Genomic DNA, 11,803 nt, shown 5'->3' on the forward strand with positions numbered 1-11,803 from the left:
CTCCTACAAAGGAAAGCGAGCCACGAACCAATACAGCTCAGAGTAGAAAGATTGTAGCCAAGCCCAGGAAGATGAAGAAGCCACCACTGTCGGTCATGGCGGTGATCATCACACTGGCCCCCATCGCCGGATCGCGCCCAAGACGTGCCAGGGTCATGGGGATCAATACCCCCATCAATGCCGCCAGCAACAAGTTGAGGGTCATGGCTGCAGTCATGACCACCCCCAGGGACCAACTGCCATACAGCAGATAGGCCACCACACCAATCACACCGCCCCACACCAGGCCATTGATCAGGCCCACCGCCAATTCCTTGCGCATCAGGCGCGAGGTATTACCCGTACTGACCTGATCCAGAGCCATCGCCCGCACGATCATGGTGATGGTCTGGTTACCCGAGTTACCACCAATACCGGCAACGATAGGCATCAGCGCTGCCAGTGCCACCAACTTCTCGATAGAGCCTTCAAACAGGCCGATCACCCGCGAGGCTATGAATGCAGTAATCAGGTTGACCGCCAGCCACGCCCAACGGTTACTCAGGGATCGCCAGACTGACGCAAAAATATCTTCCTCTTCACGCAGACCCGCCATGTTGAGGACTTCGTTTTCGCTTTCCTCACGGATCAAGTCGACCATCTCATCGATGGTCAAACGGCCGATCAGCTTGCCGTTCTTGTCGACCACAGGGGCCGAGATCAAGTCATAACGCTCGAATGCCTGGGCGGCATCATAGGCATCTTCATCGGGATGAAAACTCACCGGGTCGCTGGCCATGACCTCGGCGACCTGTTTGTCCGGGTCGTTGACCAGCAAGCGCTTGATCGGCAGCACGCCCTTGAGGATACCCTCGTAGTCGACCACAAACAGCTTGTCGGTGTGCCCCGGCAATTCCTTGAGACGCCGCAGGTAACGCAGGACCACTTCCAGGCTCACATCCTCACGGATGGTCACCATTTCGAAGTCCATCAATGCCCCGACCTGCTCCTCGTCATAGGACAACGCGGAGCGCACGCGCTCACGCTGCTGACCGTCAAGGGTCTCCATCAGTTCATGGACAACATCACGGGGCAGCTCAGGGGCCAGGTCGGCCAGTTCGTCGGCGTCCATCTCCTTGGCGGCTGCCAGGAGCTCGTGATCATCCATGTCGGCGATCAGTGTTTCACGCACCGAGTCGGATACTTCAAGGAGGATGTCGCCATCGCGATCAGCCTTGACCAACTGCCAGAGCGTCAGACGGTCGTCCAGCGGCAGGGCTTCAAGGATGTAGGCAACGTCGGCAGAGTGCAGATCATCGAGCTTGCGCTGCAATTCGACGAGATTCTGCCGATGGACCAGGTTCTCGACCCGGTCTTGATGAGGACCTTCCTGGCGATGGGTCAGATCTTCGACCACACGCTGGCGATGCAGCAGCTCAACGACTTGCGCCAGGCGATCCTGCAGGCTTTCTTGTGTTTTCTTTACTTCTACTTCGGTCATAGGCGAACTCCACTCCCAGCAGCGGGGCACGCCGGAAGGATCAATCAGTCAATTCATGATTGGTAAAACGGGGTACTGAGTAACTACTGGGTAAGTCCATGGAGGTATTCCACAAGCCCCGGCGGGGCTGACGGGCGCAATGATACACGCCCGGCCGCTTTAAACGTTAAAAAACTGGAAAGAACAAGCGCTTGCAGGACAAAGCTGAGCATTGGCCATACATATGAAACTGCGACGACAGCAGAAGAAAAGAAAACACATGAGCAAAAGAAAAACCTGCCTGGCCGAGAAGATTCCCACACAGGCCTGCCCAACCGGAAACCAGGAAATAAAAACCCTAGACGGCAAAAAGCCCGCACTTGGCGGGCTTTTTGTTTGTATGGTGCACTCGACAGGATTCGAACCTGTGACCGCTCGGTTCGTAGCCGAGTACTCTATCCAGCTGAGCTACGAGTGCAGGTTGTGGTTTTATACCAGATCACAACTGGTTGAAGCCAAGCTACCTGCATTGCTGCAACTAACTCTTAAATGGTGCACTCGACAGGATTCGAACCTGTGACCGCTCGGTTCGTAGCCGAGTACTCTATCCAGCTGAGCTACGAGTGCATTTGTTGCCGCGCATTATAGGCCGTTCAATCTCTATGTAAAGCTATTTTTTCGTTTAATTTCAATAACTTAGCGAAAAAACCAGATTGCAACGTACTAAGCAAATAATGGCGGAGAACGGGGGATTCGAACCCCCGACACCCTTTTGAGGTGTACTCCCTTAGCAGGGGAGCGCCTTCGGCCACTCGGCCAGCTCTCCGCAACACGGGGCGTATATTAACCAGCTTCCTCCCCGTTTGCAAACATAAAAAACGATAAAAATTAATGGCTTGGTTCGTCGTCCTTCTCTTTCTTGATCCGCAGGTAGATTTCCTCGCGGTGGACGGCCACCTCTTTGGGGGCATTGACCCCAATCCGCACTTGATTGCCTTTGACGCCGAGCACGGTCACGGTGATTTCGCCATCACCAATAATCAGGCTTTCTGCGCATCGACGAGTCAGAATCAGCATACCTTTCTCCTCACGCATTTCATTTCAGGAACAACAGTCTGCAAAAAAGCCTGGGCTATAGCCCTGCATGGCTAAGTATTGTCGAGCATGGGCAAAAGAACAGCCCTGGGCCCTTACCCGACAAAAAAGAAAGGCGCGGATGATCCGCGCCTTTCTCACAACGCATTACTCGCCCTGTCGGGCCGGCGCGTCCAGCTCGAAAGCGGTATGCAATGCGCGCACAGCCAGTTCCAGGTACTTCTCTTCAATCACCACCGACACCTTGATCTCCGAGGTGGAGATCATCTGGATATTGATGGTTTCCTTGGCCAGGGACTCGAACATACGGCTGGCAACGCCCGCATGGGAGCGCATGCCCACGCCGACGATCGACACCTTGGCAATCTTGGTATCACCCACCACTTCACGGGCACCGATCTCCTGGGCCGTGTTCTGCAGGATACGTTCAGCCGCATCGTACTCGTTGCGGTGCACGGTGAAGGTGAAGTCGGTGGTGTTATCGTGCGCAACGTTCTGCACGATCATGTCGACTTCGATGTTCGCGGCACTGATCGGCCCGAGGATCTTGAAGGCCACGCCCGGGGTGTCTGGCACGCCACGGATAGTCAGCTTGGCTTCATCGCGATTGAAGGCGATGCCGGAAATGATCGGCTGTTCCATGGATTCCTCTTCATCAATAGTAATGAGGGTACCCGGACCCTCTTTGAAGCTGTGCAATACGCGCAGCGGTACGTTGTACTTGCCGGCAAACTCCACCGCCCGGATCTGCAGCACCTTGGATCCGAGGCTGGCCATTTCCAGCATCTCTTCGAAGGTGATCTTGTCCAGGCGCTGGGCCACGGACACCACACGCGGATCGGTGGTGTAGACGCCGTCCACATCGGTGTAGATCTGGCATTCGTCAGCCTTCAGGGCTGCAGCCAGCGCCACACCGGTCGTGTCGGAACCGCCACGGCCCAGGGTCGTGATATTGCCGTGTTCGTCAACACCCTGGAAACCGGCGACAACCACCACGCGACCAGCCTTCAGGTCACCACGAATTTTCTGATCGTCGATCTGCAGGATGCGCGCCTTGGTGTGCGCGCTGTCCGTCAGGATTCGGACCTGGGTGCCCGTGTAGGACACTGCCGGCACGCCACGCTTGTTCAGCGCCATGGCCAACAGGGCAATGGTCACCTGCTCACCCGTGGACACGATCACATCCAGCTCACGCGCCAGCGGAGCCTGGTCACCACTGATTTGCTTGGCCAGGTCGATCAGGCGATTGGTCTCGCCGCTCATGGCCGACAGCACCACCACCAGGTCGTCGCCGGCATCGCGGAACTTCTTAACCTTGTCGGCGACCTGCTCGATTCTTTCGACAGAGCCGACCGAGGTGCCTCCAAATTTCTGTACGATCAAAGCCATTTCTAAGCCGCCTCAGCCCGTAAAGGGGCGCCCAATAAACAAATCTTCCAGCACCGAAGCAAGCCCATGACTAGACCATGGGCCCGCCGACTGCGCCTTAAATACCGGCCTCGACAAATGGCACGGTCAGGGCCAGGGCCGCGTCCAGGGCACCGGCGTCTACACCACCGCCTTGCGCCATGTCCGGACGACCACCGCCCTTCCCGCCCACTGCCGCAGCGGCTTGTTTCATCAAATCACCGGCCTTGAGTTGGCCAGTCAGGTCCTTGGTTACACCGGCAACCAGTACGACCTTTTCCTCATGGACACTGCCGAGCAGGATCACTGCGCGGCCGAGTTTGTTCTTCAACTGATCGACCAAGGCCAACAGCGCCTTGCCATCCTGACCGTCCAGGCGTGCAGCCAGAACCTTCACGCCCTTGATGTCCAGCGCCGAAGCCGACAGGTCGTCGCCCGCTGCGCTGGCCGCCTTGGCCTGCAGCTGCTCCAGCTGTTTTTCCAACTGGCGGTTGCGCTCCAGTACGGCAGCGAGCTTGTCGATCAGGTTGTCACGGCTGCCCTTGACCAGGGTCGCCGCTTCCTTGAGTTGTTCTTCGGCCGCATTGAGATAGGCCAGGGCCGCGGCACCGGTCACCGCCTCGATACGCCGCACACCGGAAGCCACGCCGCCTTCGCTAATGATTTTCAGCAGGCCGATATCGCCGGTACGCTTGGCATGGATACCCCCGCACAGTTCCACGGAGAAACTGCCGCCCATGCTCAGCACTCGTACGTTGTCGCCGTATTTCTCGCCGAACAGCGCCATGGCGCCTTTGGCCTTGGCGGTCTCGATGTCGGTTTCTTCGGTTTCCACCGGAGTGTTCTTGCGCACCTCGGCGTTGACGATATCTTCCAGGGCCTTGATCTGCTCAGGCTTGATCGCTTCAAAGTGGCTGAAGTCAAAGCGCAGGCGCTGACTGTCGACCAACGACCCCTTCTGCTGGACGTGCTCGCCCAATACCTGGCGCAGCGCGGCGTGCAGCAAGTGGGTAGCCGAGTGGTTCAGCGAGGTGGCGTGGCGCACGTCGGCGTCCACCTGGGTTTCCACCGGCGCCCCGACAACCAGGCTGCCCGACGCCAGCACGCCATGATGCAGGAACGCGCCGCCGGTCTTGGTGGTGTCACGCACATCAAAGCGACCGGACACGGCCTTGAGGAAACCGCAGTCGCCAATCTGGCCACCGGATTCGGCATAGAACGGCGTCTGATCGAGGATCACCACGCCTTCGTCACCTTCATTCAAGACGTCGACCGACTGCCCATCCTTATAGAGGGCAATCACCTTGGCCGAACCGCTGGTGGCGGTGTAGCCGGTAAATTCGGTGGCCACATCCACCTTCACCAGGCTGTTGTAGTCCATGCCAAAGGAACTGGCCGAACGCGCACGCACGCGCTGGGCTTCCATCTCGCGCTCGAAACCTTCCTCATCGAGAGTCAGGTTGCGCTCACGGGCGATGTCACCGGTCAGGTCCATCGGGAAGCCGTAGGTGTCATAGAGCTTGAACACCACATCACCCGGTACCACGTCGCCTTTGAGTTCGGCGAGGTCTTGCTCGAGGATTTTCAGGCCCTGTTCCAGGGTCTTGGCGAACTGCTCTTCTTCAGCCTTGAGCACGCGCTCGATATGCGCCTGGTTCTGCGCAAGCTCAGGGAACGCCTCGCCCATCTCGGCTACCAGAGCCGCGACGATCTGATAGAAGAAGCTGCCACTGGCACCCAACTTGTTGCCGTGACGGCAGGCGCGGCGAATGATGCGCCGCAGCACATAGCCACGGCCCTCATTGGACGGCAACACACCATCGGCAATCAGGAAGCCGCAGGAACGGATGTGGTCAGCCACAACCTTGAGCGACGCCTGGTCTTCGTTGGCGCAACCAATAGCCTTGGCAGCCGCAGCCAACAGGCTTTGGAACAGATCGATTTCATAGTTGGAGTGTACGTGCTGCATCACCGCACTGATCCGCTCCAGGCCCATGCCCGTATCCACCGACGGCGCTGGCAACGGATGCAACACGCCATCGGCGGTGCGGTTGAACTGCATGAACACGTTGTTCCAGATCTCGATGTAGCGGTCGCCATCTTCCTCTGGCGAGCCCGGCGGGCCACCCCAGATATCGGCGCCGTGATCGTAGAAGATCTCGGTGCACGGGCCACACGGGCCGGTATCACCCATGGTCCAGAAGTTGTCGGAGGCGTACGGGGCGCCTTTGTTGTCGCCGATACGCACCATGCGCTCGGCCGGCACGCCGACTTCCTTGGTCCAGATGTCGTAGGCCTCGTCATCGCTGGCGTAGACCGTGACCCAGAGTTTTTCCTTCGGCAGTTTCAGCACGCCAGTGAGGAAGGTCCAGGCGAAGTTGATCGCGTCTTGCTTGAAATAATCGCCAAAGCTGAAGTTGCCGAGCATTTCGAAAAAGGTGTGGTGACGGGCGGTGTAGCCGACGTTTTCCAGGTCGTTGTGCTTACCACCGGCGCGCACGCACTTCTGGCTGCTGACAGCACGGGTGTAGGCGCGTTTTTCCTGGCCCAGGAAGCAGTCCTTGAACTGGTTCATCCCCGCGTTGGTGAACAGCAGGGTTGGGTCATTGCCTGGGATCAAAGAGCTGGAGGAGACACGGGTGTGACCTTGCTCTTCGAAGAAGCGAAGGAAGGCTTCACGGATTTCTGCGCTTTTCATTAGGTTCTTCCACGGAGGCTGCGGCCAAAGGCCAGTGCGCAACATCATCAGACGAAGCGACGGCAAAGGGCCGCATTATATCGGCCCTTTGCCCGTGGTACAGCGTGTTTATACGATAGAAACAGTCAATTAGACGGTCTGCACTGTCATTTCCGGGAAAACTCGACAAATGTTGCCAACACTTGTTCGATCTGTACCCGGCTGACGTCCAGGTGCGTGACCATGCGCAGGCGCGGCGCGGCGCTCAACTTGATCCCTCGCGCCTCGGCAAAGGCCTTCAGGGCCTGGGCCTGCTCGCCGATCTGCACGTAGACCATATTGGTCTGTACCGGCTCCACGCTGTAGCCGGCCTTGCGCAGTTCGTCCCCCAGCCACTGGGCATTGGCGTGGTCTTGCGCCAGGCGCTCCACCTGATGGTCCAGGGCATACAGCCCCGCCGCCGCCAGCGAACCGGCCTGGCGCATGCCACCGCCGACCATCTTGCGCAAACGGCGCGCCTTGGCGATCAACGCACTGGAGCCACATAGCACCGAGCCCACCGGCGCACCCAGGCCCTTGGACAGGCATACCGAGACCGAGTCGAAATGCTGGGCAATCTCCCGGGCATCGACCCCCAGCTTGACCGCAGCGTTGTACAGGCGCGCGCCGTCCAGGTGCAGGGCCAGCCCATGCTCGCGGGTAAACGTGCGGGCGGCCGCCAGGTAGTTCATGGGCAGCACTTTGCCCTGCATGGTGTTTTCCAGGGCCAGAAGGCGGGTACGGGCGAAGTGGAAGTCGTCCGGCTTGATCGCTTCTGCAACCTGGCTCAGGTCCAATGAGCCATCCGCCTGGACTTCCAGGGGCTGCGGCTGGATCGAGCCCAGCACCGCCGCGCCGCCGCCTTCGTATTTGTAGGTGTGGGCCTGCTGGCCGACGATGTATTCCTCGCCCCGCTCGCAGTGGGCCATCAGCGCCAGCAGGTTGCTCATGGTGCCAGTAGGCACGAACAGCGCGGCGGCAAAGCCCAGGCGCTTGGCCAATTCGGCCTCCAGGTGGTTGACGCTGGGGTCTTCACCATAGACATCATCGCCGCTTGGCGCACTGGCCATGGCATCGCGCATGCCAGGAGTGGGTTGGGTCACGGTGTCACTACGAAGATCAATCACGGACATCAAGCTGGCCTCTGCGTGTGGGGAGTTCCTTGTTGTAACCGATTACTGCGGGCACCACCCACAGATATCAACCCTTCCCCTTGTAGGAGCCGGCTTGCCGGCAATGAGGCCCTTGGATCTGTCGTTAATCTCTGGGACGCCATCGCTGGCAAGCTGAGCTCCTACAGGGCTGCCCGAAAATCTATCGATCGTCGATATTAACCAGCACCCTATGCAGTTTTTCGAAATGTATGGTAAAAACTCTCCGCCGCCAGGGTTCTGGCGGCAACGTTCTCAGGGCGGGGTGTAATTCCCCACCGGCGGTAATTGCGCGCAATGCGCATAGCCCGCGAGCGCTTGGCGCCTTGGACTGCTCACGCAGGACGGCGGCAAGGTCAGCAGACCCGGTGTGATCCCGGGGCCGACGGTCATAGTCCGGATGAAGAGAGAACGGGATTGGCGCCTGAGGGCCGTGCGCGACAAGTCATGCCAGGCATGCTTGATTCGACCGTACCCTTAAATCCCATTCGATTCATAACGCCCTGTTTTTTTCATAAACAGGAGTCAGAACATGCAACCCACCGCAATCGACAGCAAGAGCAAAAACCACCACGGTGAGCGCGTCGCGTTTATCCAGGCTTGCTGGCACAAAGATATTGTTGATCAGAGCCGTAAAGGCTTTCTCGCCGAAATGATCGCCCAGGGCTACCAGGAGTCGGATATCGATTTCTTTGAAGTCGGCGGCGCCTTTGAGATGCCCCTGCACGCCAAGCTGCTGGCCAAGTCCGGCCGTTACGCCGGTATTGTCGCGGCAGCCCTGGTGGTGGACGGTGGGATCTACCGCCATGAGTTCGTCGCCCAATCGGTGGTCAGCGGCCTGATGCAGGTGCAACTGGAAACCGAAGTGCCGGTGTTCTCGGTGTCCCTGACGCCGCATCACTTCCACGCCGGCCAGGAACATCACACGTTCTTCTTTGAACACTTTGTACACAAGGGCAAGGAAGCCGCGCAGACCTGTGCCGATACCCTGCACAAAATCCGCGCAATCCGCCGCAATGAGTCACGCGCCTTAGCAGTCTAAGCCGCACCGCAAAACCAATTGTGGGAGCGGGCTTGCTCGCGAATGCGGTGGATCAGTCAATACATTGGGTGACTGAAACTGCGCATTCGCGAGCAAGCCCGCTCCCACATTTGGATCTAGGCCAGGCCAGCGTCCGTGGTCGGCACAATCAGGATGCCTGCCCGCAGGCCATTCTTGACCTTCGGGTTTGGGAAGATGATGCGCGCGCCCTCCTCCTCGATCACCCAGCGGGTCTTGGCGATGTCTTCCGCCAACAGATAGCCCTTCTCCAACAGCGAAAAGTTTTCCACATCCGCCGGTAAATGCAGGATGAAGGCATCGCTGTGCTTGATGATTTCCCGTGCCACGCTGAACAACTTCAGGCCGTCCAGGCCCTCGGTCGCCGGTTCGTTGCCTTCGATGATCTGCTTGAGGCGGGTTTCCAGGCGCGACACATCCACCCCCTGGTTCTGCCCGAATGGCCGGGCCTTGCCCAACTCCAGGGTGAATGACTCGGCCCCCAGTTGCTCGTAGGTGAACGCCGTGAAGGTGATGGACGTCTTGTTCTGCAACAGCACCGCCTCCATCCCGGCCGCCCGCAGACGGGCCAGTTCGGCGCGGGAGTGCTGGCGCCCCTCCTTGAAGGGGTACAGGGCGAACTGCTCGATCTTCGAGCCCCGGATGGCCGTGTGCAGGTCGTAGTGCAAGCGGCTACGGCCAGGCACGCCGAAGAACGTACGGGCCAACTGCTCAAGCTCGGCAGCGCGCATGGCTTCAGGGCCAATGCTTTGCTCGTGGCGGCCATTGAACAGCCGGTTGACGTCCTGTTCGAGATAACGCTCGCCGCGGCGCATGGCCTCGGGGTTGCCGAACAGGAACAGAATACGGGTGCGGGGCTTGATCTCCCCACGGGCGATGCCATGCAACAAGCGGTCGGCCAATTCGATCGGCGCGGTTTCGTTGCCATGGATGCCGGACGACAGCAACAGATCGCCGCCGTTGTCTCGCGCCTCAGGTGGCCGCACTTCCAATGCGCCCTCACTGAGCCAGCGCATTTGCACGCCGTCGACAGTCAGTTGAATTTTTTGCGCCGGTTCACGACCGGCGAGGGTCAGTTCAAGCAGTTTGCCGAGGGCGAGCATAGAGCAGCTTCCTTAGTGGTTGCAGCCTGGGCCATGGACGTGATCATCGTCATCACCTTCAACGTCGGCCGGTTCCATTTCCAGCTGCAGGCTCATCAGGTTGGTGGCCAGGGGGCGCATCAGCAGGTTGGCGTATTCGGCATCACCTTCTTCCACATCCACGCCGATCAGCAGTTGGCCACGGCCGTCGTGCTGGATCCAGATTTCCTTGCCCTGCCACACCACCGCGAGGCGGGTGCAGGAGGTTTCCAGCTGGGTGCCGTCGGTGTCTTCAAGGATCAGCTTCAGGGTATCGGTGCTCATAAATAGGTCTCAGCCGTGGGGCATTAATTGATCTGGAAAGGATAAACCGCGCCCAGTTTAAGGATTTGCGTCAGTTCATCCAATGCCGTGCGACATTCGAGCAGCAACTGCGGGTCAGCCAGATCGGTTTCGCGCAGGCTGTCGCGGTAGTGCTTGCCGACCCACTGGGTCAACGTTTCGTACAACGGTGCAGTCATGATAACCCCTGGATTGACCGCCGCCAGTTCAGTCTCCTTCAACGCCACGCGCAAACGCAGGCAGGCCGGGCCGCCACCGTTCTGCATGCTTTGCTTGAGGTCGAAGACCTTCACTTCGCCAATCGGCCCGCCAGAGCGGGTCAGGCTTTGCAGGTACTGCCAGACGCGCTCGTTGTTGCGGCACTCTTCGGGCACAATCAGCAGCATGGAACCGTCGGCGCGGCTCAGCAACTGGCTATTGAACAGGTAGGAGCGCACGGCATCTTCAACGCTGACCAGGGCGCGGGGCACGCAGATCGCCTGGAAATTACCACCGACCTTGCCCAGCTTGGCCTGCAGTTCAGCGAGCATCTGTTCGGTATTGAGGAACGCATCCTCGTGATAGAACAGTACTTCACCGTTGCCCACCGCGATCACGTCGTTGTGGAACACCCCGGCATCGATCACGGCCGGGTTCTGCTGGCCGTAGACCACACCGTCATCCCGCAGGCCGTGCAAGCGGGCGACCGCCTGGGATGCTTCGAGGGTCTGGCGCGCCGGGTACTTTTGCGGCGCCGGGTAGCGGGTGTCGAACGCACTGCGGCCAAACACGAAAAACTCCACGCCCGCCTCGCCATATTCACGGCAGAAGCGGGTGTGGTTGGCTGCGCCTTCGTCACCGAACTGCGCCACGGCCGGCAACGCGGCGTGGTGGGCGAAGTGCTGCGGATCGGCAAACATCGCCCCCAGCACGCGGCTGGTGGTCGGGTGCTCGATGCTGCGGTGGTATTTGCAGTTGAGGTTGGCGGCCGTGAAATGCACGCGGCCGTCGAACGTGTCGGCGCTCGGGCTGACAGTGGCGGCGTTGGCCACCCACATGCTCGATGCGGAACAGCTGGCAACCAGCAATGGCATGGCTTGCCTGGCCGCCTGCTCGATCACCTGAGCGTCGCTGCCAGCAAAACCAAGGCGGCGCAGCGCGGCGACATCCGGACGCTCCTGGGGCGCAAGCACGCCTTGCACAAAACCCATGTCCATCAGGGCTTTCATTTTCGCCAGGCCCTGCAGCGCCGCTTCCTTGGGGTTGGAAGATTGCTGGCTGTTGCTCTGGGACGCGACGTTGCCGTAGGACAAACCGCCGTAGTTATGGGTCGGCCCCACGAGACCGTCAAAATTGACTTCACAGGATTTCATCGGCGAGGCTCCACGAACATCTGTTTTTATAAACAATCTTCATCACACCACAGATCGAATGTGGGAGCGGGCTTGCTCGCGAAGGCGGCGGACCAGTTACCTAATCTATCAACTGACAGACTGCATTCGCGAGCAAGCC

The 11,803-nt window shown here is 59.4% G+C and carries 9 protein-coding genes, 3 tRNA genes and 1 riboswitch; of the genes, 1 reads left to right on the forward strand and 11 read right to left on the reverse strand.

What is annotated here, in order from left to right; genetic code table 11:
• Nucleotides 1-37 precede the first annotated feature (37 nt).
• The 8 genes from mgtE to ltaE all read right to left on the reverse strand — a co-directional run bounded on the left by mgtE (nucleotide 38) and on the right by ltaE (nucleotide 7,810).
• Nucleotides 38-1,480 (reverse strand): magnesium transporter, encoded by a 1,443-nt coding sequence (mgtE, locus tag HZ99_RS09560; protein WP_038442613.1) that lies wholly within the window; start codon nucleotides 1,478-1,480, stop codon nucleotides 38-40.
• A gap of 380 nt (nucleotides 1,481-1,860) precedes the next feature.
• A tRNA-Arg gene (locus tag HZ99_RS09565) sits at nucleotides 1,861-1,937 on the reverse strand.
• Nucleotides 1,938-2,009: 72 nt separating this feature from the next.
• Nucleotides 2,010-2,086 (reverse strand) — tRNA-Arg (locus tag HZ99_RS09570).
• 108 nt (nucleotides 2,087-2,194) lie between these two features.
• Nucleotides 2,195-2,285 (reverse strand) — tRNA-Ser (locus HZ99_RS09575).
• A 62-nt stretch (nucleotides 2,286-2,347) separates the two neighbouring features.
• The gene (gene csrA / locus HZ99_RS09580; RefSeq protein WP_003178872.1) at nucleotides 2,348-2,536 is read right to left on the reverse strand and encodes a carbon storage regulator CsrA; all 189 of its coding nucleotides are present in this window, start codon (nucleotides 2,534-2,536) and stop codon (nucleotides 2,348-2,350) included.
• Nucleotides 2,537-2,701: 165 nt separating this feature from the next.
• The gene (locus tag HZ99_RS09585; RefSeq protein ID WP_038442619.1) at nucleotides 2,702-3,943 is read right to left on the reverse strand and encodes an aspartate kinase; all 1,242 of its coding nucleotides are present in this window, start codon (nucleotides 3,941-3,943) and stop codon (nucleotides 2,702-2,704) included.
• Between the two features lie 97 nt (nucleotides 3,944-4,040).
• On the reverse strand, nucleotides 4,041-6,659 hold the full coding sequence (gene alaS / locus HZ99_RS09590) for an alanine--tRNA ligase (protein WP_038442622.1): 2,619 nt from the start codon (nucleotides 6,657-6,659) through the stop codon (nucleotides 4,041-4,043).
• Nucleotides 6,660-6,805: 146 nt separating this feature from the next.
• Nucleotides 6,806-7,810 carry a low-specificity L-threonine aldolase gene (gene ltaE, locus HZ99_RS09595; protein WP_038442624.1) on the reverse strand — a complete coding sequence of 335 codons (1,005 nt, stop codon included), beginning with the start codon at nucleotides 7,808-7,810 and terminating at the stop codon, nucleotides 6,806-6,808.
• Between the two features lie 265 nt (nucleotides 7,811-8,075).
• Nucleotides 8,076-8,245: riboswitch (FMN riboswitch) on the forward strand.
• 115 nt (nucleotides 8,246-8,360) lie between these two features.
• On the opposite strand from ltaE, the gene HZ99_RS09600 reads away from it, so the two are divergent.
• A complete protein-coding gene (locus HZ99_RS09600) occupies nucleotides 8,361-8,870 on the forward strand; it encodes a 6,7-dimethyl-8-ribityllumazine synthase (protein ID WP_038442627.1) in 510 nt (169 codons plus the stop codon).
• Between the two features lie 116 nt (nucleotides 8,871-8,986).
• Here the strand turns inward: HZ99_RS09600 and astE are convergent, their stop codons facing one another.
• The 3 genes from astE to astB are packed head-to-tail and all read right to left on the reverse strand — an operon-like array spanning nucleotide 8,987 to nucleotide 11,664.
• The gene (gene astE / locus HZ99_RS09605) at nucleotides 8,987-9,991 is read right to left on the reverse strand and encodes a succinylglutamate desuccinylase (RefSeq protein ID WP_038442629.1); all 1,005 of its coding nucleotides are present in this window, start codon (nucleotides 9,989-9,991) and stop codon (nucleotides 8,987-8,989) included.
• Nucleotides 9,992-10,003: 12 nt separating this feature from the next.
• On the reverse strand, nucleotides 10,004-10,294 hold the full coding sequence (locus HZ99_RS09610; protein ID WP_038442631.1) for a hypothetical protein: 291 nt from the start codon (nucleotides 10,292-10,294) through the stop codon (nucleotides 10,004-10,006).
• A 23-nt stretch (nucleotides 10,295-10,317) separates the two neighbouring features.
• Nucleotides 10,318-11,664 carry an N-succinylarginine dihydrolase gene (gene astB / locus HZ99_RS09615; RefSeq protein WP_038442632.1) on the reverse strand — a complete coding sequence of 449 codons (1,347 nt, stop codon included), beginning with the start codon at nucleotides 11,662-11,664 and terminating at the stop codon, nucleotides 10,318-10,320.
• Between the last annotated feature and the right edge of the window lie 139 nt (nucleotides 11,665-11,803).

Source organism: Pseudomonas fluorescens, from assembly GCF_000730425.1.
Taxonomy (GTDB): Bacteria; Pseudomonadota; Gammaproteobacteria; order Pseudomonadales; family Pseudomonadaceae; genus Aquipseudomonas; species Aquipseudomonas fluorescens_X.

What these genes read in the sequence shown, in the direction of transcription:
- mgtE (WP_038442613.1), bottom strand. Translation starts at nt 1,480, where the DNA reads ATGACCGAAGTAGAAGTAAAGAAAACACAAGAAAGCCTGCAGGATCGC.
- csrA (WP_003178872.1), bottom strand. Translation starts at nt 2,536, where the DNA reads ATGCTGATTCTGACTCGTCGATGCGCAGAAAGCCTGATTATTGGTGAT.
- HZ99_RS09585 (WP_038442619.1), bottom strand. Translation starts at nt 3,943, where the DNA reads ATGGCTTTGATCGTACAGAAATTTGGAGGCACCTCGGTCGGCTCTGTC.
- alaS (WP_038442622.1), bottom strand. Translation starts at nt 6,659, where the DNA reads ATGAAAAGCGCAGAAATCCGTGAAGCCTTCCTTCGCTTCTTCGAAGAG.
- ltaE (WP_038442624.1), bottom strand. Translation starts at nt 7,810, where the DNA reads ATGTCCGTGATTGATCTTCGTAGTGACACCGTGACCCAACCCACTCCT.
- HZ99_RS09600 (WP_038442627.1), top strand. Translation starts at nt 8,361, where the DNA reads ATGCAACCCACCGCAATCGACAGCAAGAGCAAAAACCACCACGGTGAG.
- astE (WP_038442629.1), bottom strand. Translation starts at nt 9,991, where the DNA reads ATGCTCGCCCTCGGCAAACTGCTTGAACTGACCCTCGCCGGTCGTGAA.
- HZ99_RS09610 (WP_038442631.1), bottom strand. Translation starts at nt 10,294, where the DNA reads ATGAGCACCGATACCCTGAAGCTGATCCTTGAAGACACCGACGGCACC.
- astB (WP_038442632.1), bottom strand. Translation starts at nt 11,664, where the DNA reads ATGAAATCCTGTGAAGTCAATTTTGACGGTCTCGTGGGGCCGACCCAT.